This is a genomic window from Paraliobacillus sediminis, from assembly GCF_003426055.1.
Window position 1 is genome coordinate 506,102 of record NZ_QJSI01000002.1, and the last position, 23,486, is coordinate 529,587.

Sequence of the window (23,486 nt, forward strand, 5' to 3'; positions counted from 1 at the left end):
ACACGAGGAGATTTAGTATGAAAAAACGATACATAATTGCTACATCAGTTATTGGAATACTCATCATATCATACGGGTTTGTAGGTAACTATTTTTATAACTTTGCTTTAAATCCTAATTCAGAGAAAGAGTTTCTGCAGGATAACCCTAATTTAGGTGAATCTGAAGCAGTTTCTGCTTTAGTAGCTGAAGAGAATGAATTATTAGATGTTACTTTTTCAGAAACGAACGTACCGATCCAAGAAAATATTGTTTCTAAAGATGATCTAACATTAAACGCCAATGTATATGAGAATAATAATGCAGATCATAAATGGGCTATCGTTGCACATGGATATACATCTAATAGCACGCAGATGACTCGTTGGATTCGTAATTTCTACGATAAAGGGTATAGTGTATTAGCACCTGACTTACGCGGACACGGTGAGAGTGAAGGAGATTACATTGGCATGGGATGGGATGATCGGAAAGATATGTTGCAATGGATTGATACCATTATAGCAAAAGACCCAGATGCTGAAATTGCACTATTTGGTATCTCCATGGGTGGTGCTACTGTTATGATGACATCTGGAGAAACATTACCCGATAATGTAAAAGTAATTGTTGAAGATTGTGGCTATACTTCCGTTATGGATGTGTTTACGTATCAATTAGATGACTTATTTAATTTACCCCCCTTCCCTGTAATGTCTGCAGCAAACACAATAACAAAAATACGGGCGGGTTACGATTTAAATGATGCCTCCGCTATTGATCAGGTATCGAAAAGTACTACTCCAATGTTATTTATTCATGGAGAAGCTGATAGTTTTGTTCCATTTGAAATGTTAGATGAGGTTTACAATGCAGCAAATGTGGAGAAAGAAAGCTTAGTAATTCCAGGTGCTGAACATGGTCAAGCTGAAAACGTAGATCCTGAACTTTACTGGAAAACAGTGTGGGAATTTGTTGATAATTATATGTGAAAATACAGTACCTTTTCTCACGAATTGTTGAGATTAAGGTACTTTTTTTGTAACTAGGTGAGCTTTTACTAATTAGGCTATTTATTTTCTTGATAAGATAATTATGTATGCTGCTACTATACCTCTAAAGCACTATAAAATCTCAATATTTTAAATTTTCTCTTAATTACATTGACTTAATATTTGTACTTGTGTATTATAATTATATCGTGTTTTTACATATAATAGAAATAATGTAGGTAGGATTGATTATAGAAACTTTGACTTTATGGAGGGATTTCTGTTATGGAAAGTACTGTTGAGAAAAATCTGAACGTTTCGATATTAATGAATGAGCTTAAAGATGATAATAGAAATATGGAAAATGTAATGCATAAAATAAAAGATATTTCTATGAAGTCAAATATTTTAGCATTGAATTCAGGAATTGAAGCTGCTCGTGCTGGAGAAGCTGGAAGAGCGTTTTCTGTTGTTGCGAAAGAAATCAAGAAGTTTGCTGAAGAATGCTTAGATTCAAGTAAAGAGAGTGAAGTTTTGATAAATAGAATTCAAAATAAAGCAAATGAAATTATTGCCTTGCGGACAGTCGATATTGCCTTTGATACGATTGACAAGATTGACCGTAACCTATTTGAACGAAATTGCGATGTACAAGCATGGGCTACATTTGATGCTATTAAAGACTGTCTAACCAATCCAACGCCTGAAATGAAAAAAAGTGCTCAATCATTTATGAAGAATATTTATGAAATATATGAAGTATACTTTGATTTATTCGTTGTTGACCTGTCGGGTGAAATAACAGTCGCAGCTAAAAATCAAAGCCAAGTCGGAACAAACATGTCTGATAGAGAGTGGTTTAACGAGACAATTAGAACAAACGCTGTTCATGTAACGGATATGTACTATTCTAAAGCAGTCGGTGGATATACAATGGGATACTCCGCCCCTATTCACAATGAACAAGGAGAAATTATTGGCGTCTTCACTACTAGATTTAACTGGGAATTTATTTATGACATTATTGATCGTGCAAAGCTACACGAAAAAAGTAAACTCTATGCGATCAACTCGCAAGGCTATATTATTGCTTCGCAAGATCGTAAGGGTATTCTAGAGACAAATTTAAATGATTTAAAAGCTGTAAAAAATGTTCTTTCAGGTAAAGACCAAAGAGGGTATACAATTGAAAATAATCAAATTTATGCTTACTGCTTAACAGAAGGTTATAATGCATATAAAGGTAAAGGTTGGTCTGTTATTGTTAGCGAGTCAATCTAATTACCAATACATATAAACGAGTTTTAGCCAGCTAGCGTGGCGTAAAACTCGTTTTTTTATTTATCTATTTTATTTAAAATAACCTCTTCTTGGTATTTCTTCACCCTTATGACTTTTTAATTGACCATTTTTATCTAGCTTATCTATTTTCGCATCAATTGTACCTTCCATATAATCATCTGACACCTGTTCATGCGTTATTGCTATACCTTTGTCAACGGGATCATTACTTTTATAATCAGAAACATCATACATTTTTTCCGCAACTTTTTCTGCATTTTCAATTGATTCATTATTATTTTTATCCATTATTTATCATCCTCCTCGTATATTATAAATAGTATGTGAAAAAAGCAATAAAATATATATTCCTTTTTTTACTATAATTATAAAACACTTTCATAATTGCAAGTACATCATTTGTATAATATTAACACTCGTTTTATCAATCATCTAAGTTGTCTATACTAGTAAAACTTGCTACAATTATTATTTAGTAAGCAAGTTACATTAGGAGTGTTGATATATGCCAAAAATACGACGAATTATCATTTTATTACTTTTTGTGGCTATGTTTTGGCATTTTTATGGAGATACATTTAATCAATCTGGTCTTTCGGGTGTGTATAGTGAAATTAGTTCAGATATAAATGGAATCATAGATAATCCCAAAGTAATTGAAACTGTTGAATCTTTCAAAACAGAATTGCAGCAATTGCTTAACAGGGTTCAAGGAGATACGGAAGATAGTGAAAATACTGCACAATCTATTCCTGAAGATCCTACATTAGATGCGCCTTCTGAACAGCCATTTTCCGTTCATAATGTTGAACTTGGTGATGACCGTTCAACAGTAGAAGAACAAGCAGGAGAACCAAAACGTTCGTCCATGAATGAGTATAAGGTCAATTGGGTTGCTTACCATGAAAACTATCATAATTACTTTATGGTAGCTTATAATGAGGAAAATAAAGTAATCGGATTATATACAAATCAAAATTTACTAACGTCTACAGAAGACATTACATTTGAGAGCACCAGAGATTCCGTACTTACAGCATTAAATGATCCACTTGAAAGTATCCAAAAAGGATTAATAAACTATCAGATCCAGCAAAATCAAGAATATGATGTGTTTCTTATCAACGATAATTATGTAACACTATTTTATGACAAACATGAAGATAGTACGGTAACAGCTATTCAAATAGTCAGTGATGAAATGGAACAAAAAAGGGATAAGTACTTTGGGGAATCAAGTGATGCTCTAAAAGAAGGTTTTGAGTATCAATTATTTGATCTTACGAATGCAGCACGCGTGGAACATGGACTTTCCGTTTTGTCATGGGATGAGTCGGTAAGAACGACCGCTCGCGACCATAGCTTGGATATGGCTGAAAACAATTACTTTAGCCATACAAATTTAGATGGACAGTCCCCATTTGACCGCATGACGGAAGATGATATCAGCTACACGATGGCAGGCGAAAATCTTGCAGCAGGCCAACCAAGCAGTATTTTTTCACATGAGGGTTTAATGAATTCACTCGGTCATCGGGAAAATATATTAAAAACTGAATTTGAATTACTTGCTGTTGGCGTCGCATTTAATGAAGATTCTCAACCATATTACACAGAAAACTTTTTAACTAAATAGATTAAAAAATGAGGCAAACAATATATAGTTTGCCTCATTTTTTATAAGTGGTTAGTTTTAATAAGGTGCAAAACACACTGACTAAAACGGATTTGTCGCCCACTGTAAGGATTGCTTAATAAAGATACGTGGGTGCAATTTCAATTGAGCCACCATATATTCTGCAAGATCCTCTGGCTGCATAAACTTCTCGTCGTTCTTTTCATCCAAATTGTCTCCAAATACGAGTTCAGTTGCAACTAAACTAGGATTGAGTGTAAATACGCGGATATTATTACGACGTACTTCCTGCATTAAAGCTTCTGTCATTCCTTGAATCGCAAATTTAGAAGCGCTATACGATGTGGAACCTGCTGTACCTTTAAGACCGCTACTAGATGAAATAGTGATGATATCGCCTTGATCTTTTTTTATCATTTGTGGTAAAACTGCACGTGTAACATGATAGGTACCAAATACGTTGACTTCGAATGTATGCTTCCAATCTGTTGGATCAGTCTCTAAAAATGATCCCTTAAGTCCAATGCCTGCATTATTAATTAATATATCTGCTGGGCCCAAATTAGTTTCAAGTGTTTCAATTGCCTGATCCACTTCAGCCATATTTGCAATATCAGCAATGGCTATATAGGCATTTATCCCGAACTCTTCCGCTTCTTTCTTTACTTCAAGCAATTTCTTTTCAGTACGAGCAATAAGTCCAACATTCACACCCTCTTTAGCTAGTTGAATTGCTGTTGATCTTCCAATTCCACTGCTTGCCCCGGTGATATAAGCAACTTTCCCTTTTATCTCTTGTGCCATTTTTAATCATCCTTTCTACTAATCTTATCTTTAAGTGTAAAGTCTAGCAACGGAAGAATCCACAAATAAAAATTAAGATTCTACTAATAATAGTTAAAAGTATCTTTTCAATCCCAATCTAGCAAATAAGAGTGCTTGAATAAAGAAAACAACTCCCCATACCAGTGTTGGAATAAGAAACGTCATATTCGCTAAGTTCGTTGCATCCCCTGCTCTACTCGGTGAGACAAAGCTAAGGTACATAATCTCGAATGATGAAGTAACAGACTCCACTAACACTAGCGAGGTTATGAATAACGCAAAATAGTCTAAAACCTTTTTAGAACCTTTAATTAGTACCCACGTAAATACAGCAATGATCGTAAGAATCCAGAATAAACCATATGCATTTCGAATCCAAAATAGTAAACTAATGAGTAGCGTTCCTAATAAAATTAATAATACATATTTACTTTTCCTTTTATAAATCAATGTAAGAAACAAATAAGCCATAAAAGATGCAAATAAATATCCAGCAATACTAGTTAAAAATCCGCCTAACCAATACCGATGACTGGCAAGCGTAACACCTTCTGTATTTGAGAATAAGGATATCGATTGTACCTTCCCACCAGTGATAATGGACATAAGTGCATGACCTGTCTCATGGATTAACGTATTAACAATGGAAAAGTATGGACCTATAAGTGGCATTTGAGTTAAGAATATTGCCAAAACAATAAATAAAATAACCTTTTTTTTCATTGTATTTCCCCTTTGTTCCTAGTATATCAATTACTTTTTCAAATTGATAATCAGAACAACAAAAAAGTGTTAGGTAACAAAAAGACGATTGTCTATTTGTGATAGCTAACACTTACAAGTAACTTTTAATTAATACTTAGATATTTTTTGCATATCTATCATCAGGAATATTATTCAGTACCACATAAAGGCTTACATTTTTTGTTCCAGTATTAAGAAAAGCAAGCTCCTCATCTCCACCAATAAAAACAGTGTCATTTTTTTCTACCACAACTGTTTCTCCATCGATGTTAAATTCTCCATTACCTTCTAAAACTAATAGTTGTACATTTGATCCTGGATGCTTATGTGCAGGCAACGATTGTCCTGGTTTGAAGTTCAAGATAAAAACGGTCGTCTTACCTTCTTTTATAATGACACGTTTTGTAAGCTTTTCCTCAGTAAATTCCATAAATTCATTGATATTATTTCTTTTCACTATTTAGCACTCCCTTAATTTAATTATTGATTCACATGAATTATATATGACAATCATTATCATTGGTGTGATTTAAAACACTTAATCTGCACTTTCAATTGATCACGCTTTTTCACTTCTTTTCAATTCTTTTCTTATTACTCTATTAAGGACAATAACACAAATCCCAGCAATCGGAGCGACTGCATACGCATAGTCAGCTAAAGCATCTAATTCTAAATTCCGAAATACAAGTAAAGAAATAACACAGATTATCATTATAGAAAATAAAATGTTTTTTAACCGATTTAATTTTTCAACCTTTTCATTGTTCAACTTAACCTCTCCCTTCTTTCAATTGGCTAATAAAACAGGGACAAGTACTTTTTCCTTGTCCCCTTGCTTATATCTCATAACACGTTAACATGCTTCCCTTTCTCTTCTAATAACTCCTTGTAAAAAGGATCCTCTCCAATACAATAAATGTAATCACAAAAAGAAAGTATTTCCTCCATATCATGGGATGTATAAATTATCATTTTGTCTTTTTCTTTAGCCAAATTATAAAGGTAGCTACCAATTTCTTTTCTCGATCGCAAATCTATTCCAACCGTTGGCTCATCTAAAAGCAGGATTTCTGGGTCATGAATCAGACTAATAGCAATGTTTAATTTACGCTTCATTCCACCAGATAGAACCTTTGCTTTTTCCTTCCACTCTGTAAGCTTCATATCTAAGCAAATTTGTCTGAGTTGCTTTTTGGATTTTTTCTCCCATGACAACTTTTCAAAAAAAACCATGTTTTCTTCAACAGAGAATTCCTCCCAAATAGCAATTTCTTGGGGAATATAGCCGATTTTTTTTCTGAGTTTCTGTTTATCTGTCACATAGTTAAGATCCTGATATGTGATCGTTCCTTTTTCAAGAGGAAGTAAGGTTGCTAATGTGTTTAACACTGTTGATTTCCCTGCTCCATTTTCGCCTACTAATCCAACTACTTCACCCTTTTTAATTTGAAAAGAGACATCTTTTAGTACACGTTTAGAACCGTAATCTTTTGTTAAGTTATTTACTGTAAGCATTAACTTTCTCCTTTCTCCAATACCAAATAAAAAGTATGATTAGTAGAACAATGAGCCAAGCCGTGATAACTTGACCTTTTAAAAAGGCATGAATTGGACTTGCATAAATTAGCCATGGCCAACGATCTGTTAATCCATCTATCGGAATGAAGGCCCCTCCGATCACAGAAAAGAATATAGTCGCAAGAATCGAAGAGATGTAATAAAAAAAAGCTGTCCGGAAGTATAATGCAAACAAGAAAGCCGCTATACTAATCGTTAAACGGAAACTTATTATCGTTACTATTTTTGCAAGATTAATTGATTGATCAAAATACATGGATAGAACCAAAATATTTATTAAGTCAAAAAGGCCTAATAAAACGAGATAAACAAAGGCGTTTCTTAACATATACGATCTAAATGATATTTTTAAAAGAGACAATCTAACTTTAATAGACGATTGCTGTTCTTTAATTACCCAATCATATATGAAGAAAGTTGTTAAAAAAGCAAAGAAAGCCCAAATCCCCCAAACATTCCATAAGGAAATGCCACTCTCTTCCTGTTTCGGTTCAATTTGATTATAAAAAGTAAAAGTAGAATGTAGTAACGCCTCTTCCTCCCGAATCTCGTTGCTTCTCACGATAATCTCTTCCCAACCCCAACTTTTCTCTCCACCAAATTGTCTTACCAATTGGTCAACAGTATGAGCAGCTTTAGCGTTACCAGCATCTTGTTGCACATAGGAGGTAATCGCTTCTTTTACAGGAGTATAGGCCAAAGACATATCAGAAACATAAGCCGTTATTACCTGATTGCGACTATTATTCTGGATACTTTCTTGATACCCATCCTTAATAACAAAAACACTATCTAATTGATGTTGTTCGAGTTGGACCAACGCTTCGTCCTTATTCATTTTTTTTACAGCAAGAAGCGGTACATTACCTATTGATTGAGATAAGTTCTCTGCCATTATCGAGTCATCCTCGATTACTAGTCCAACTGGAATTTGCATATCGTTTTGCCATTGATTTGCAACCGAAACAAATGTACATGTTGCAATAATCGGCAAAAGAAGCCAACATATCATACTTAATGGCTGTTTACTCCAATGAAGTGCGCGCGTATATAGAATTGCTTTCATGCTTGTCGTCGCTCCTTCCATATAGCAATCGCTATTACAACACAGATACTAGTGACAGACAAGGTAAGCAGCAACGTGTAATTAACATACATCCGACCTTTAAGTGCAACTTCGTTTAACCAATAAAATGTCTCAGTTGAATAAAGATAAGGCATAATGAATTTTACCTCTTCTGGAAAATATAAAGATGGTAGTAGCGATCCACTCATGAATAATACAAATGCCGTAAAAAAAAGCTGGACGATTAGTGCCAATTTGTTTGATTTAATCAGTAGTTCGATTAGCAATAAACCGACTAAAAACAATGTACTGTATAAACTAACTAATACGCTAATCCTTACGTAGTCAATAAGGTAAAACTCGATATCCATTACATTTATGAATAAATAGAATCCAACCATCGCTAAAATAAATCCATAAAATAACGATACAATAAAACGAGAAACAAGCCGTTGTAAAATAGTTACACCATATAACCTCATCCGATTCCACATCGTCATGCTCTCTTCTTTTCCTAATAAAATGTAGATACTTACGATCCATATTGTAAATAAGACAAACCAACCTGATAGGGAAAAGTATTGAAGTGGTGAAGATGTAGTTATATTAGCTATTTCTTTCTCATGGATTACTTTATCGTTTGATATGGTAAACAGCATAAATTGATTAAACTGTTTCATTAGAATTTCTTGACGTTTTGCATCGTCTATTGGTAGTTGTTGTGCATATTCATCTATTGTTAATATGTTTGCCTGTGCGGATGCAATATATCGCGACATACTATCAATTAGTTCTTTAATCATATAACTATCTACTGGCCTATCGGGGTTTCCAATAATGGAAATCTCTACAGCATTTCCTTTATATAAATCATCTGTGAAGTTTTCCGGAAAAGTGATGTAAGTACTAATGTTCCCGTTCTCTATTGCACGATCTGCCTCTTCTTCTGTATATTCACTAATATGTATGTACGAACCTAATAACGAAGAATCATCAATAACAGTAACCAACATTGTAGTTTCTTCAGATTGATCTAGATCAACCAAACCAACTTGTATTGACTCCTCATCATTCGGAAGAAATAGAGCGACAATAACAGTAAGACACAAACCAATAATTAGAATTGGAAATAACAAAAGAAGAGGAATAAACTTCCACTTCTTTTGTAGCTGTTCTTGATATTGTTTGATAAAAAATAAAATCCTTTTTAAACTAGACATTATAAACACTTCCGTTCATTACAAACCAGAACCAGAGTCAAACATTGATCCATAAAATTCCGTCATCCATTGCTCAAACTGAGGTGTAACGTCCTCCATCATAAACGTATCAATTTCAGCAGTACTCATCGTACCTAAATTGACAACATCCATCGATTCCGTATCAATATCTAAGCTTTTAACGAGTTGTGAATTGGTATTAATATGCAACTTAAAGTCATTTTCACTAATGCCATCACCCTTAAGGGATACATACTGCTCCGTGTTTGTTTGGTCATTATTATACGTAGATGTTCCATTCCAAATCACTTCCATCGGAGAAGAAAATTCATCTTTTATTGCTAATCTGCGATCAAAGTTTCTTGTACCATCTTCAATTTCTTCTGAGCCTGTATAAGACGCTTCGAAAGCACCTACTGAAACAGTAATCTGGTCGTCTGCAACATTATCCTGCCAAGATAAATCGCCCGTTAAATTCATTGTATTCGCACCAAATTCATCGGTCACTACCAATTCATAATCAAACATTTGATCCTGTTCGTTCATTACTTGTTTGCCTATAAACTCAAATACTACTAACTCAGATTCAGACGGACCCATCTCCACAGAAAAGTCACGTTGAACAATAAGATCATCTTTTATCCACAAAGTAGAAGTCAATCCACCAGGGATCTTAAAGTCATTTATCGCTTCTTTTGCCTCGGCAATTTCTGCTTCAAAGTCTTCCGTAATTTGGGCTAATTCATCAGAATTTGAAGAAAAAGAACCAAAAGAAGCTTGATTTTGAATGACTTCTTTTAATATTTCATCTTGTTCAGCTTCATTCAGTACCTTAACCATAATTTCTTTCATCTTTTCTTCTGATAATTGAAGTGTAATTTTTGAAGTTGTAATCGATTCACCATTAACTTCTATCGATTCATCCTCAGAAGTAAATGAATCCTCAGGTAGTTCTTCATAGACCATTTTTAGATAGGCATCCTGAAAATGGTCTTTTTCGTCCTCGCTTACAACAGTTTGATTAAAGAAAGAATCAAACTCAATTTCTTCTTCTCCTGTATAAGTCATTGGATCTATTTCATATAGTAAGTTACCAAGTTCATTTTCTTTCACTTGTACATACTGATCAAGAAACGGCACAGAAGCCAACATTTTATCAGTTGTAAGATAAAACTCAATATCCTCGATTGACATTTCAGCAACGTTTACCGCAGCCTCAAATTTCATTTCTTTATTCTCTGGATCTAAACTGTTCGTTAAAGATATAGTAGAACTATTAATAATTTCCTGCATTCCTGTAGAGTCAAAACCTGCCGGATCATTAAATGCAGCAGAAAGCTCTAGATTGGTTTCACTTGGTGTTTCTTTAATTTCTTCGGCCCAATCAAATTCAGCACTATAACGATTTTCTACAACTTCAGTCATGAAATTAGCTGTATTTAGTTCCGCTAAAAAGTAGTCTTGTTTTGAAGTTTTCGTAAGTAATGTTGTAGCCGTTATCGTACCACCAACTAGTATTACAGCTGCTATAATACTAATCCAAATTGTTTTTTTTGAAAATCGTTTACTTTTTCTTTCCAATAATATCCCTCTTTCTGTTTTCGTTCTATAATGTTGTGAAAACCTAGTCATTAGTTCCAAAAATCACTAGATTACTAGACATTCTATAAAATTATCACATCAAATCCCGACAAAGTCAATATAGTATAAATAGTTAGAAAACACTGCTAAGCAATATCACTTTTATTAAGCTATGTACTTATTGGTAAATAAGACCTTACAAATTATTTATAGTGCTAATTATCGAAATCGTTCATTATCTTTTGCGAATTTTCACTGAAGAAACGCGATGATCTAATCCCTTTTTCAATATAATGTCGGCACGCTTTTTCGTAGGTCTTATATTCTGTTTAAGGTTCTTTTTATTTATTCTATTCCAAATATCTTTCGCAATCACTTCTGTTTCTTGATCAGAAAGCGTAGCGTATTTATTGAAATAGGAATTTTGTTTTGTAAAAGCAGTGTTTTTTAGTATTTTAAAACGGTCAACATACCATTTACTAATATCTCGTTCATCAGCATCTACATAAATCGAAAGATCAAAAAAGTCAGAAACAAAAATATTCGGTGTTCGTTCTCCTACGAGCTTGGAAGTCTGTAAAACATTTATTCCTTCAATGATCACGATCTCTGGTTCACCAAGATCAATATATTGATTTGGTAAAATATCATATTGTTCATGTGAATATATTGGGGCTTGAATATTTTTTTCACCTGACTTAACATGTTTCATAAAATCAATTAACGCTTTTCGATCATAACTCTCAGGAAACCCCTTTTTATTCATTATTCCTTTAGCCTCAAGTACATCGTTCGGATATAAAAAACCATCTGTTGTAATTAGTGCAACTTCAGGTTGAGTAGTTAATTTTAACAGTAGAGATTTTAAAATTCTTGCTGTGGTACTTTTTCCTACTGCAACACTTCCCGCTACCCCAATAATAAATGGAACCTTCTTAACTTCCAGTTGAAAAAAGACATCATTAACCTTATCGGATTTTTCAGCTGCTTCCATACTAACGGATAGATAGCGAATTAGTGGTAAATATATAGCGATAATTTCTTCTAATGATATGTCTTCATTTATTCCACAAAGGAACTCAATTTCAGATTGTGTTATGTTTAGCGGTGTATTCGAACGAAACTCTGCCCATTCTTCTCTTGTAAAAGACATAAATCTTGAGTATTTACTTTTTTGCATATCTAAGCTCCTAAACTATGAACTACATTTAATCTAGCATATTTTATTTTAACATAAAATTCCATGCATGCTTATTGTTTATTGAGAAAAAACAAAAAAGGCTACTACATTTATGTAATAGCCTTTCTAAGTTTCTATTCTTGTATTGTAAATACTTCCAATTACCATGCGCACAGAAGACCTTAATTACTGTGTACTGCATGAAAACTGCTGTAATCCGTTATCTTTTTACTTATCTTATTTTTTTCAATGCGCCGCTCCATGAAAGAACTTGATCAAGCATTTCATTGGCATTCGTAGCATGGTAATCTGCAGGTTTGAACTCACTAAAGTTTTCAAAGTCAGTCATTAGTGAAAATCCGATTGCTGTTCTTACATCAGCAACTTGTAATTCACCTAGAATTAAACGTAGGTTTTCATATGCTCTCGCACCACCAAGTCCGCCATATCCAACAAAACCGGCAGCTTTATTATTTACTTCTGGATTCAAGTAATCTAGTGCGTTTTTCAAAGCACCACCTATTGCATGGTTATATTCAGGCGTAACGAAAATATAGCCATCAAATGAAGCAATCTTTTCAGACCATGCCTTAATTGCCGCTTCTGCCTCTTGTTTTCCAGCCTCAGGTACTACTGCTCCTAAAAATGGTAGGTTATAATCCACTAAGTCGACAATTTCATATACAGCATCATCGTTACGGTTTGTTGCAAATTCATACGTCCAGTTAGCAACAGCTTCTCCATTACGACCTTGACGAACACTTCCTAAAATAATTCCTATCTTTAACATTATATTTCCCCCTCGTGTTTACTTAATATCTCGAATATGAGATATTAGTAATTATAAGCTTTAAATCCTGACAAGTCTAATTTTACGTATTAGATTAAAGGAAAAATATGCCCTATTCAGCAGTCACCTGATCAACGATCGATTCTACTTCATTTCTAGTAATTTTTTCTCTTCCGCTTTTTAATGCTTTTAATGTTTTATTTGCAAGAGCTAAAGGAATTTTACAAAAAGTCAGGATGTTGCGATTCGTTATATCCTTTATGTATTCCTGCCCTAAATTAAGATTCGTTGTAGCATAGTGAAACATATCATCGCGGTTCCAGTTGTCAGGCATGAAACTAACACCACGCTCACTATCTTCTTCTTGATTACGTAATATATTAACAGATTGCAGACCTCTACCAAAAGCAATCGCTAATTCTCTATCTGTTTCTGTATTATCATACCATTTCCAAATATCTGATAGCATAACACCTACAAGTCCAGCGACGTAATACGTATAGTCGTCTAGTTCTTCTCTACTAGTAATTTGCCAATCTTTCATTGCCCAGTCTCCCATACCTGCTGCCATTATACTAGTCGACTCTTTTACTTGCTCAACTATTCCTTCAGGGCAAATAAGAAGCCAGTCGCCGAGGCGTAAGGTAACCTCTGGTAAAAAAGATTTATATTCTTCAAGTAGTTGTTGATATCTTTCATTATCAAACTCACTCTTTAATAGTGCACTTATAGAATGCAACAAATGTTGTTTAATTTCTGGTTGGAGCATTTCATGATCTTCAATTTCATCAATTGCACGCATACATAAATATGCGGAAGCTACCGTCTTTTTTAATGTAGGTTCCAATAAGGTAATTGGTATATAAAACGTTCGACTCGTTAGCTTAAGTACTTTCATAGCTTCTTTTTGTAGTCTTTTTTCATCTATCATTTCTTTTTCCTCCTTTAAACCATGAGGTCAAATAGGTTCTATATCCCATTTATTAAATGTGTCTATCTCATGCAGTTTAGTACCTATTTATTGTACCATGAAATTTTTATTCATAACATAGTAAATAAGGGCATCACTTGCAAAGTAATCGTTCCAAACACTTTTAAACTAAAATAACATGTTTGTACGTAATAATTAGTACCTTTTTGATAAATCTAAATTTTCTGAAATATAATGCTTTTTTTGTATAGAAGTCAACGGTGTAAGTGTTTACAACAACTGACAAAATAACTTTCATTTCTGTTTTTGTCTGTAAGATAATATAACATGTTTATTGAATACCTCTTTTATTCCTTTAAAATAAGAGCAACAGAAAGTAATTGAGAGGTGGATTTCAATATGGAAACAAAAATCGATAAAAACATTTACAAAGGAAATCGAAAAGTTTTAGGTTTTACCACGTTAGCATTTTTCATTACGTTTGTTGTATGGTTTAACATGGCTCCATTCATATCCACTTTAAAAGAAACTTTTAATCTATCAAATGACCAAGTAGCTATTTTAGGAATAGCCAACCTTGCACTAACAATACCAGCTCGTGTATTAATTGGTATGCTTGTTGACAAATTTGGTCCCAAAAAGGTATTTTCTAATTTATTAATGATTTTGAGTATCCCTTGTTTTGCTTTTGCTCTCTCAGATTCATTTATTCAATTAATGATCTCCAGAATGTTTCTAGCAATTATCGGTGCTGGTTTCGTTGTTGGTATCCGACTTGTTTCTGAGTGGTTCCCTTCTAAGCAAGTTGGTTTAGCAGAAGGAATCTATGGCGGTTGGGGGAATTTTGGTTCAGCTGCTGCTGCAATAGTTTTACCAACATTAGCGGTTATTTTTGGTGGTGACAATGGATGGAGAATTGCAATTGCTTTAACAGGTCTTATTGCACTTGGTTATGGATTTATATTCAAACGAATAGTAAGTGATACGCCAGTAGGAATAGAATATAAACGACCTAAAAAAAGTGGCGCATTAGAGATTACCAGTTATAAAGATATGGTCGGTCTAATTATCATGACAATTCCAGTATACGGCATTCTCGGTTTTTTAACGTATAGACTAGGCTGGCAACTAAATTTTATTAGTGATGGTATTGCCTTTACTGTTCTTGGTGTCTTATTCTTTTTCTTGTTATTAAATGTTTATAAGATTTGGGATGTAAATAAAGAAACGCTAAAGAATGGTGTACCAGAGAAAGAAAAATACTCCTTTAAACAAGTAGCTATTTTGGACTTTTCTTATTTTTGCACATTCGGTTCAGAACTTGCAGTTGTCTCAATGTTACCTTTTTTCTTTGAACAGACTTTTGCACTAAGTATCACACAGGCAGGTTTGATTGCTAGTAGCTTCGCCTTTATGAATCTAATGTCACGTCCAGGCGGTGGTTGGTTAAGTGATAAATTTGGACGCAAAAAAACATTAAATATCTTAATGCTAGGATTAGCTCTTGGATACATTGGTATGTCTCAAATTGGATCCGGTTGGCCGATAGGTCTAGCCATCGCTATCACAATGTGTTGCTCGTTTTTTGTTCAAGCAGGTGAAGGCGCTGTTTATGCAATGGTTCCGCTTGTAAAGAAACGTGTAACTGGACAAGTTTCTGGTATGGTAGGCGCATACGGTAATATTGGTGGTACTGTATTCTTAACTATCTTTAGTTTTGTGAGCCCTAGATTCTTTTTTATTACGATAGCATGTGCAGCAGTTGTTTGTTTCTTTTGCACACTATTCTTAAAAGAACCAGATATGGTTGCAATTCAAGAGCAAACTTTTGAAAAAGAGGAAGAAAGTTCGCCACAAGTTTCTACAAATATAATGTAAAGATTAGGTGTCAGATACTAGCAGAGAATATCCTGCTAGTATCTGACACCTTTTTATAAAAAACTAATTCTGTTTTTATTCACACGATCTTATTACTTCTATTTCACTCTCTTAATTGCCATCTACTACATCTTTAAAGATTTCGTACGAACGCTTTTGTACTTCAGGATCATATATATAAGATACAGCCATTATTTCATCCACGTTATATTTATCTTGAAAATTCGTCAATTGTTTTCTAATGGTGTCTTTTCCACCAACTAAAGCAACACTCGACATAGAACTTGCCATTGCTTTCTCTTGTGGTCCCCATATCTGATCCATGTCTTTAACAGGGGGGCTTAATGGATTTTTAGTACCACGTACAATATTCAAGAAGAATTGTTGCATGGTTGTTAATTCAAATTCAGCCGCTTCATCACTTTCAGCAGCAATGACATTCAGACATACAGTCATATAAGGTTTATCAAGGTATTCAGAAGGTTGGAAACGGTCACGATAAATCGCTATCGCTTCTTCCATATGTTTCGGCGCAAAGTGTGAAGCAAATACATACGGCAAGCCTAATTTGGCCGCTAAAACAGCTGAATCCGTCGATGACCCTAGAATATAAAGCGGAATATTTGTACCAACTCCTGGATGTGCTTTAATATAACCTTGGCCCTCATCTGGTCCAAAATACGTAAGCAAGTCTTTAATATCATCTGGAAATGTATAGACAGTATCATTCCCAGATCGTCTTAATGCATTAGCTGTCATCATATCGGTGCCAGGTGCACGACCTAAACCTAAGTCCAAACGATTTGGATAAATGGTTGCCATCGTACCAAATTGTTCAGCTACTACTAAAGGTGAATGATTCGGCAGCATGACCCCACCAGAACCAACACGGATGTGTTCGGTATGTTCCAAAGTATGTTTTATTAAAATGGAAGTAGCTGAACTTACTAGTGTTGGTGTATTGTGGTGTTCTGCTATCCAATATCGTTTATAACCCATTTTCTCTGTTGCTTGTGCTAGGTGAACCATATCGTCTATCGCTTCTTTAGCTCCATGACCTTCTCTAATAGGCGCTAAGTTTAAGACAGATACGGGTATGTTTGTATGTGCCATTTAGTTCTGTCCCTTCTTTCTCTTTATTGATTCCTTATAATAGTAGCACCATAAAATCAAGGAAACAAATAGAAAGGCTTGCACTACTAAATCTTCTTTTTCACATCTTCCCTTATTGATTCAATAATATCGTCTGGCAAAGTCGCAGGCATTGATGTGTTAGCTTTAAATACCCAGGTATTAACAACCTCTAGGTCAGCTTTATTTAAAATAACACTATACATTTTATTATCCTGAGTAAAATCCACCGTGATCGATTCTTGGCTATATAGTTCATCATCAATAATCATATTCTTAATTTGATATCCATCCATGCTTTACTCTCCTTATGACACACTTTTATTATGTATTGAACAACCTTCACTTAATGTTAAGTGAAGGTTGTTCAATAAACCTACTATCACTTAGTTATTGTTTTTCTTGTTATTTTGTTGATTAGAACCTTTTGTCATTGAATTCGTTGTATTATCCACAAGATTAGCGGTTTGATCGACAGCATTCATTGCAATATTTTCAGTTGCTTGAATTGTATTTTCGGCAGCTTCAAAAGCAACACCAGCCGTATTTTTAACAGCCTTCGCAACTTTTTTAGCTCCACCTTTTTGATTGTTAGTGTTTTGGTTTTCCATATCCTTCACCTCCCCGAACAACAAGGTTAGGGTATGTACTTTAACTAAAAAATATCCAAAAAAAAATAGGAGTTAAACTCCTATTTAAACTTCTTGCTCTGTTTGACTTTTATTAGTTGTTAACATAAAGAATGCAATCGCACCAATAGAGGATGTAAGAAACAAGATAACACCCATTGGTATTGCTGTTGTTTCATCAATACCTACAAGTGGAGAGACAAGCGACCCAAGTAATAAGGGAAACATACCTAACACAGCACTTGCACTACCCGCTCGATGCCCCTGTTTCTCCATTGCAAGTGTAAATGAACTTGTCAGTACCATGCCCATCGCGGTCATATAAATAAAAATCGGTATGACGAGCATTGCTAATGGCCCTTGAATGATCGTCATAATAAGTAACAATGACGTCGCACTGACAGCAATAATAACTGCAACGCGCAACAATTTCCTTTCATGAATAATGCCACCTAAACGTCCAATAGTAAAACTACCAGTTATAATTGCTAAACCATTTATACCAAATAGAACACTAAAAACTTGTGGCGACACATCGTATATCCCTTGATACACGAATGGTGTTCCGGATACATAAGCAAAACTACCTCCATGTACAAAACCAACAACTAGTGCATATCCAAAAAATGAACGATCCTTCATTAAATTACCCATTGTTTTAATCGAATGCCTTAATGAACTCGGGATTCTATTCTCAACTGGAAGTGTTTCTTTTAATCGAAATGCTACTGTGACCACAATAATAAAACCTAATAATCCCAAAAAGAAAAATATCGTATTCCAATTTGCGAATGGCAGTAATAAGATTGCACCACCAGTCATCGGTGCAATCATTGGAGCGGCTGCATTAATGACCATTAAAAGTGCAAAGAATTTCGTGAACTCTCTTCCAGTAAAAACATCACGTACGACTGCACGAGATAAAACAATCCCAGCCGAAGCTGTTAGTCCTTGTAAAAATCGAGCTAGTATCAAGGTAGTAATATTAGGAGCGATTGCACAAAGTACAGATGCTAGCGCAAACAAGGAAATCGATATTATTAAGGGTTTCCTTCTACCCTGCGCATCACTAATTGGGCCTATAATTATTTGACCTACTGCAAGCCCGATTAAACATGTTGTTAAACTAAGTTGAACGAGTGAAGCACTAGCATTTAAATCACTTGCAATATCAGGGAAACTAGGCAAATACATATCAATATTAAGTGGACCTAGTATCCCGAGCATACTGAGCAGAAAAGCTAATGCTAATCTCTCTTTTCCTGTTGGATTATGTAACATGAATTTTAACGCACCTCTTCTACTTTTTATATACATTCTATAGACATCTATATAGTCTATGATAGACTGCTAATCTTGTCCAGTGATCGGGATTAGAAATGTTTTTTTCTAGGAGAGGCATTACTATATTTCTAAACCTTATTCGTTTTGGATTAAATGACTTAGTTCCAGATGGAATAGAAGTTAAAGAATGTATTGCTTTTACAATTTTCTCATTAAAAACAAGCACTTAGATCAACTAGATGAATATCCTGTATTTTGAAAGGAGATGAAGAAGAAGTGAGTATTGAGCACCAGGATTTTAATAACGAGCAATACCAATTTAGAAATATGCATGATTCATGCGAAGGTTATATGCATCACCATGTTCTTCTTAACCATCAAGATGGGAATTCTTTTGATGGGATTATTGTTGATGTAGATCTTAGTAATGTTACGGTATTGGTCGGTGAAGATGTGATCGAAGAGGATACAGAAAATAACCGATATGGTGGTTATGGTTATGGTGCACCTAGAAGAAGATTTAGACGTTACAGACCACGTCGTTTTCCGTTGGCAAGTCTTGCAGCCCTGTCCCTATTACCTTACGTAGCACCAGTTTATCCAGGATATCCAGGATATTACCCATATCCTTATTATTAATGATTAATGGTTGATATTTTGATTCAAAAATAACAAAGTCCAATTTCTATAAAGGGGTCAGGAACTACAACTTACACTTCGACTTGTAGTCCTGATCTCTTTTATGCATGCTCTCTGTTTTAATCTCGTCTAAAGTTACCCATTACTTCAACCGTTTCACTGATACTTACAAAAGCAGTGTCATCTACGTTCTTAATCAATGACTTAACTAATGCGAGTTCATAGCGAGAAATCACGGTGTATAATATTTTTCTTTCAGAGTTAGAATAACCCCCTTCACCGTTCATCACTGTAATACCTCTTATCAAATTTTTTATTAACGTATCTTTTAACACATCACCTTTACTTGTTACGACCATTAAACTTAATTTTATGTGACGTGTATGCACCCGATCAACCACAATTCCACTAATATAAATGGATGCCATTGTATATAATGCAAGGTCCCAGGAAAAAATAAATCCCGAAATAAAGACGACTATACTATTTAAACCGAATATCATTCCGCCAAGTGGAATATCACGTTTTTGAGTGAGCACGAGACCAATAATATCAGCCCCACCAGATGAAGCATAAAAACGTACGATCAGGCCAACCGCAATACCTATAATGACCCCACCAAATACCGAGGATAATAATACGTCATCGGTTATCTCTACCACAGGAATATATTGCATCGAAATAGAGGTTACAAAGACACAAAATACACTGTTCATAATAAACTCTTTACCTAACTTCAACCAACCTATGATAAAAATAGGTACATTCAATACTACAAGCCAAATACCACTGTTTATCGGCGTTAATAAACCAAAAATCATTGCAAGACCCGTTACACCACCAGATAGTATTTCATGAGGAAGTAAGAACATATTAAAAGCAAAGCCTAAAACAATAGAAAACACGAAAAGAATACTATATTTATATAGTTGAAACATCTTGCTCCCTCCAATCAATTATTAAAACGAACATATCGTGCATTTTAGTCGTATTTTCAAAGAAAGTCAAAGGGTTAACTATCAATTATGTATATTTCATTAAATTGTGGAGAAGATAAAAACACTTAAACAATAAAAGGTGATGGTGATGAAGATGTTCAAATATTACATAAAACAATTTTGGAAGGTAAAGACCATTAGGCACTGGGATTTTCATGACAAAGTGAAATTTTTTTCGATAACAAATGTACTGATGTTAACTTTAGCAATCTCATTTAATAAGAGTAACGTATTAAATATTTTTCTCACAGTTTTCTTCTTAACATCTATTTCTTACTTCATTTATTTAATTGGAAAACAATTGCTACTAAGAATAGGTGATTTTTCCTCTAAGCCAGCGTATTTTAAGAACAAAAAATTTCTTATTAACGAAATGAATCAAATGAGTAGCAATGAATTCGAGGAGTTATTATCTCATTTATTCAAGCAACAAGGCTATCAAGTGAAGAGGATACCAAAATCAGAAGAAATTGGTGCAGATTTACTTTTAAAAAAAGAACATGATGTAATCGTTGTTCAAGCTAAACGAAGATCAATAGCCATTGGTGATGTTGCAGTTAATGAACTGCTACTTGCAGCAGAGAATTATAACGCTAATAAGAAATGGATCATTACAAATAGGTATTACACAAGTAATGCAATCTTACAAGCACACTTAAAAAGTGTAACATTATTGAATCGTGATGATTTATTACAGATGCTAAAAGCGTATAAAACACCAAAGAGAAAGCGAAAACAGAAATTTGCAAAAGAAAATTGATAAATGAAATGGGACCAAGCAGTTATTATGCTTGGTCCCATTTCACATTCTAAAGTTCTTCTTTGCCAACGACACCATTGATCGAATAACTTGCTGTTAGTGTAGCATTTAACGAATGCGAAACGGAACAATATTTGTCCTTTGATAACTGAATCGCACGAATCACTTTGTCTTCAGGTAACTCACCATCCAATGCATAATGAATAGAAATGGTAGTAAAACGTTTTGGATGATCGTCTGCACGTTCCCCTTTTACATCCATTTGAAAATGCAGTGGCTCTATTCGCATTTTCTTTAAAATAGATATCATGTCTATACCAGTACAACCGGCAACTGCATTTAACAGTAACTCTGTCGGTCTAGCACCTAAATTCTCTCCTCCTACCTCTTCTGAAGCATCCATTTTAATTTCATGTCCTGAAGGTGTTGTATTTGAAAAAGCCATCTTTCCATCCCATTTAATTGTTAGTTCCATCATATAGTCTCCTTTTATCTAGATAGCATTAATATTGTACATCAATTATTTAAATCAATTCCATAATCATCTTCTAACTTTTTATATATTTCCTTTAATTTAGGTTTTTTCCCGACGATATTTCTAATTTGATACGCAATATTTATTAAATCCGTATTTTGTTGGTCCTCTGGTAGTCCTTTTTCTGATTGATAGGTTTCGTATAATGTATTATCCAATAAGCGTAAGATAGAATATTGTGTCTTCACCGCTTGTAATAAAAGTTCTTCTTTATAATTTGAATTCGACTCGTCCATTATTCGTTTCTCCTTTATATTTCAGTTAACTTCAATCGTCTATAATATAGTAATGACTTGATTACAAACATGCTATACATAATACTAGCTAATCCTAAAATAAGAACTGTAGCATCTAGTACTTCTCTATTTCCGCTCGTTAAAGCGAAATTAATATGCTGTACCATAAAATAAATATACAGTGCTATTACTGGTACAAATAATAACAAATGTGTTAACATCACACGTCTTCCATGTTGCAATAACTCACTACGGTCACTGTATAAAGTTGGCCGTTCTGCTTGATAAAGCTGTGACCAAATTGACCATTTAGAAAACATTAAACTAGAAGTGTAAATCAACTTCCAACCAGCTTCTTTATGCATATCGAAATAACTTTGAGGCGTTGTATTTTGACAATCCGCAAAGTAGCTAACTTTTCTAGGAACACCTTTTTCAAAATAGAAAATTCCAAGCTTATTCATCCGGTACAGATGATACCCCTTCGCTTCCATTGACTCTAGCCAAGTTACCATTTTATCTGGCGCATATATCCAACCAAATCGTAACTTCATCACTACGTGTGCCTTCTTATTTCTGTAATATATTGGTTTCACTATTTCATTTTTTACCAACAGTTTAGTTGACTTTTTTATTTTGATTAGTGTGTATGTAGGTAACATCCAAATGAATATCCAGATTGCAATCATAACAATCCACATCGGGCTTTTTTCAATTATTACATTATCTTTATTGAACAATAAATCAAATACTAGGAATAAAGGGCTGATAGACATAGCAATGACAAAAAACAATAGCACACTATATACGTCCTTTATCTTTCTATAATGCGTTACAATTCCTTCTCGTATTGGTACTGTTTTAACTTGTTCCAACGTTTTTTCATTTGCTAGCACATACCAGGAATGGCTTTTACAAACTTCCTTCCAACCATCATTATCAAGTGCCATTGATAATGGATGATCCCCCTTATCAAATCCAATTCTATAGGATAGCTCTTGCTTCATTCCTTCTTCAAAATAAAAAAAACGTGTAAGCATATTTATCTTTTTTATATGGTATCCTTCAAGTGCCATTGCAGAAAGCCACTCTTCTATTTCCACGATACGATAACTCCAAAACGGACACCATATCTTCTTCATCTAAATCCCCCTCGATATTTTAGCGCATTCGCATGGATTTCTTCAATTCTTTTGATCTCCTCTAGCATTAATACTTTACCTATTTTTGTTATTTCGTATATCTTTTTTCTTTTTTGATCTGCATAAACGCTAATAATACCATCTCTTTGCATCTTCGTTAATGTGCCATAAATCGTACCTGACCCCAATCGAATTCGATAATCTGTAATCTCTTCCACATGTTTAATAATACCGTAACCATGTCGCGGTTCCGTTAAAGATAACAGTATATAGAAAGCTGTCTCGGTCATTGGTATGTATGTTTTTAAAACTTTTTCAATTGTCATTAACACAACTCCAACTATTCTAATCATTAATTACTGTTTCATAGATCGACTATATCACATCGTGACATAAAAGACTAGATGAATTGATGCATTTAAATTGG

27 protein-coding genes are annotated in these 23,486 nt (G+C 34.1%); 6 read left to right on the top strand and 21 right to left on the bottom strand.

The window, feature by feature from the left end; all coding sequences use genetic code 11:
- The first annotated feature begins 17 nt into the window (after positions 1-17).
- Together D2K60_RS08635 and D2K60_RS08640 are read left to right on the top strand one after the other, a co-directional pair.
- Positions 18-971 carry an alpha/beta hydrolase gene (locus D2K60_RS08635; protein ID WP_117169603.1) on the top strand — a complete coding sequence of 318 codons (954 nt, stop codon included), beginning with the start codon at positions 18-20 and terminating at the stop codon, positions 969-971.
- A 285-nt stretch (positions 972-1,256) separates the two neighbouring features.
- On the top strand, positions 1,257-2,252 hold the full coding sequence (locus D2K60_RS08640; RefSeq protein ID WP_117169604.1) for a methyl-accepting chemotaxis protein: 996 nt from the start codon (positions 1,257-1,259) through the stop codon (positions 2,250-2,252).
- A gap of 69 nt (positions 2,253-2,321) precedes the next feature.
- Here D2K60_RS08640 and D2K60_RS08645 read toward each other — a convergent pair whose 3' ends face one another.
- Positions 2,322-2,561 carry a YozQ family protein gene (locus D2K60_RS08645; RefSeq protein ID WP_117169605.1) on the bottom strand — a complete coding sequence of 80 codons (240 nt, stop codon included), beginning with the start codon at positions 2,559-2,561 and terminating at the stop codon, positions 2,322-2,324.
- Between the two features lie 217 nt (positions 2,562-2,778).
- Between D2K60_RS08645 and D2K60_RS08650 the strand changes: the two genes are divergently transcribed.
- The gene (locus tag D2K60_RS08650; RefSeq protein WP_117169606.1) at positions 2,779-3,909 is read left to right on the top strand and encodes a CAP domain-containing protein; all 1,131 of its coding nucleotides are present in this window, start codon (positions 2,779-2,781) and stop codon (positions 3,907-3,909) included.
- Between the two features lie 81 nt (positions 3,910-3,990).
- On the opposite strand, the gene D2K60_RS08655 is transcribed toward D2K60_RS08650, so the two are convergent.
- The 11 genes from D2K60_RS08655 to D2K60_RS08705 form a co-directional block, all read right to left on the bottom strand.
- Positions 3,991-4,713 (bottom strand): 3-ketoacyl-ACP reductase, encoded by a 723-nt coding sequence (locus D2K60_RS08655; protein WP_117169607.1) that lies wholly within the window; start codon positions 4,711-4,713, stop codon positions 3,991-3,993.
- Between the two features lie 93 nt (positions 4,714-4,806).
- Complete coding sequence (locus D2K60_RS08660) at positions 4,807-5,457, bottom strand: M50 family metallopeptidase (RefSeq protein ID WP_117169608.1); 651 nt, start codon at positions 5,455-5,457, stop codon at positions 4,807-4,809.
- Positions 5,458-5,593: 136 nt separating this feature from the next.
- A complete protein-coding gene (locus D2K60_RS08665; RefSeq protein WP_117169609.1) occupies positions 5,594-5,935 on the bottom strand; it encodes a cupin domain-containing protein in 342 nt (113 codons plus the stop codon).
- A gap of 102 nt (positions 5,936-6,037) precedes the next feature.
- Positions 6,038-6,250 carry a hypothetical protein gene (locus D2K60_RS08670; RefSeq protein ID WP_117169610.1) on the bottom strand — a complete coding sequence of 71 codons (213 nt, stop codon included), beginning with the start codon at positions 6,248-6,250 and terminating at the stop codon, positions 6,038-6,040.
- Positions 6,251-6,324: 74 nt separating this feature from the next.
- Positions 6,325-6,996, bottom strand: coding sequence for an ABC transporter ATP-binding protein (locus tag D2K60_RS08675; RefSeq protein ID WP_117169611.1), 672 nt, complete (start codon positions 6,994-6,996; stop codon positions 6,325-6,327).
- Positions 6,980-8,125, bottom strand: coding sequence for an ABC transporter permease (locus tag D2K60_RS08680; RefSeq protein ID WP_162880738.1), 1,146 nt, complete (start codon positions 8,123-8,125; stop codon positions 6,980-6,982). Before D2K60_RS08680 ends, D2K60_RS08675 begins: the two co-directional genes overlap by 17 nt.
- Complete coding sequence (locus D2K60_RS08685) at positions 8,122-9,345, bottom strand: ABC transporter permease (protein WP_117169613.1); 1,224 nt, start codon at positions 9,343-9,345, stop codon at positions 8,122-8,124. The genes D2K60_RS08680 and D2K60_RS08685 overlap by 4 nt, the downstream gene beginning before the upstream one ends.
- An 18-nt stretch (positions 9,346-9,363) precedes the next feature.
- Positions 9,364-10,926, bottom strand: coding sequence for a DUF6583 family protein (locus D2K60_RS08690; protein ID WP_117169614.1), 1,563 nt, complete (start codon positions 10,924-10,926; stop codon positions 9,364-9,366).
- 235 nt (positions 10,927-11,161) lie between these two features.
- On the bottom strand, positions 11,162-12,106 hold the full coding sequence (gene coaA, locus D2K60_RS08695) for a type I pantothenate kinase (RefSeq protein ID WP_117169615.1): 945 nt from the start codon (positions 12,104-12,106) through the stop codon (positions 11,162-11,164).
- A 232-nt stretch (positions 12,107-12,338) separates the two neighbouring features.
- Complete coding sequence (locus tag D2K60_RS08700) at positions 12,339-12,896, bottom strand: NADPH-dependent FMN reductase (RefSeq protein WP_117169616.1); 558 nt, start codon at positions 12,894-12,896, stop codon at positions 12,339-12,341.
- Between the two features lie 112 nt (positions 12,897-13,008).
- Positions 13,009-13,827 carry a squalene/phytoene synthase family protein gene (locus D2K60_RS08705; protein ID WP_117169617.1) on the bottom strand — a complete coding sequence of 273 codons (819 nt, stop codon included), beginning with the start codon at positions 13,825-13,827 and terminating at the stop codon, positions 13,009-13,011.
- Positions 13,828-14,226: 399 nt separating this feature from the next.
- On the opposite strand from D2K60_RS08705, the gene D2K60_RS08710 reads away from it, so the two are divergent.
- Positions 14,227-15,705, top strand: coding sequence for a NarK family nitrate/nitrite MFS transporter (locus tag D2K60_RS08710; RefSeq protein ID WP_117169618.1), 1,479 nt, complete (start codon positions 14,227-14,229; stop codon positions 15,703-15,705).
- A 111-nt stretch (positions 15,706-15,816) separates the two neighbouring features.
- On the opposite strand, the gene D2K60_RS08715 is transcribed toward D2K60_RS08710, so the two are convergent.
- From D2K60_RS08715 to D2K60_RS08730, 4 genes are all read right to left on the bottom strand, one after another.
- Positions 15,817-16,818, bottom strand: coding sequence for an LLM class flavin-dependent oxidoreductase (locus D2K60_RS08715; protein WP_117169619.1), 1,002 nt, complete (start codon positions 16,816-16,818; stop codon positions 15,817-15,819).
- A gap of 86 nt (positions 16,819-16,904) precedes the next feature.
- Positions 16,905-17,132: a hypothetical protein gene (locus tag D2K60_RS08720; protein WP_117169620.1), complete on the bottom strand. Its 228-nt coding sequence runs from the start codon at positions 17,130-17,132 to the stop codon at positions 16,905-16,907.
- Positions 17,133-17,222: 90 nt separating this feature from the next.
- On the bottom strand, positions 17,223-17,447 hold the full coding sequence (locus tag D2K60_RS08725; RefSeq protein WP_117169621.1) for a hypothetical protein: 225 nt from the start codon (positions 17,445-17,447) through the stop codon (positions 17,223-17,225).
- A gap of 84 nt (positions 17,448-17,531) precedes the next feature.
- Positions 17,532-18,746, bottom strand: a complete 1,215-nt coding sequence (locus D2K60_RS08730) for a Bcr/CflA family efflux MFS transporter (protein WP_117169622.1) — start codon at positions 18,744-18,746, stop codon at positions 17,532-17,534.
- 279 nt (positions 18,747-19,025) lie between these two features.
- On the opposite strand from D2K60_RS08730, the gene D2K60_RS08735 reads away from it, so the two are divergent.
- Complete coding sequence (locus D2K60_RS08735) at positions 19,026-19,388, top strand: hypothetical protein (protein WP_205418593.1); 363 nt, start codon at positions 19,026-19,028, stop codon at positions 19,386-19,388.
- 119 nt (positions 19,389-19,507) lie between these two features.
- Here the strand turns inward: D2K60_RS08735 and D2K60_RS08740 are convergent, their stop codons facing one another.
- Positions 19,508-20,326, bottom strand: coding sequence for a YitT family protein (locus D2K60_RS08740; RefSeq protein ID WP_117169623.1), 819 nt, complete (start codon positions 20,324-20,326; stop codon positions 19,508-19,510).
- Positions 20,327-20,474: 148 nt separating this feature from the next.
- On the opposite strand from D2K60_RS08740, the gene D2K60_RS08745 reads away from it, so the two are divergent.
- A complete protein-coding gene (locus D2K60_RS08745; protein ID WP_162880739.1) occupies positions 20,475-21,146 on the top strand; it encodes a restriction endonuclease in 672 nt (223 codons plus the stop codon).
- 49 nt (positions 21,147-21,195) lie between these two features.
- On the opposite strand, the gene D2K60_RS08750 is transcribed toward D2K60_RS08745, so the two are convergent.
- The 4 genes from D2K60_RS08750 to D2K60_RS08765 are packed head-to-tail and all read right to left on the bottom strand — an operon-like array spanning position 21,196 to position 23,385.
- A complete protein-coding gene (locus D2K60_RS08750; RefSeq protein WP_117169625.1) occupies positions 21,196-21,621 on the bottom strand; it encodes an OsmC family protein in 426 nt (141 codons plus the stop codon).
- Between the two features lie 41 nt (positions 21,622-21,662).
- Entirely contained in the window at positions 21,663-21,917 is a 255-nt protein-coding gene (locus tag D2K60_RS08755; RefSeq protein ID WP_117169626.1) for a hypothetical protein, read from the bottom strand.
- A gap of 14 nt (positions 21,918-21,931) precedes the next feature.
- Positions 21,932-23,059 carry a DUF2812 domain-containing protein gene (locus D2K60_RS08760; RefSeq protein ID WP_117169627.1) on the bottom strand — a complete coding sequence of 376 codons (1,128 nt, stop codon included), beginning with the start codon at positions 23,057-23,059 and terminating at the stop codon, positions 21,932-21,934.
- Positions 23,056-23,385 carry a PadR family transcriptional regulator gene (locus D2K60_RS08765; protein WP_117169628.1) on the bottom strand — a complete coding sequence of 110 codons (330 nt, stop codon included), beginning with the start codon at positions 23,383-23,385 and terminating at the stop codon, positions 23,056-23,058. Before D2K60_RS08765 ends, D2K60_RS08760 begins: the two co-directional genes overlap by 4 nt.
- Between the last annotated feature and the right edge of the window lie 101 nt (positions 23,386-23,486).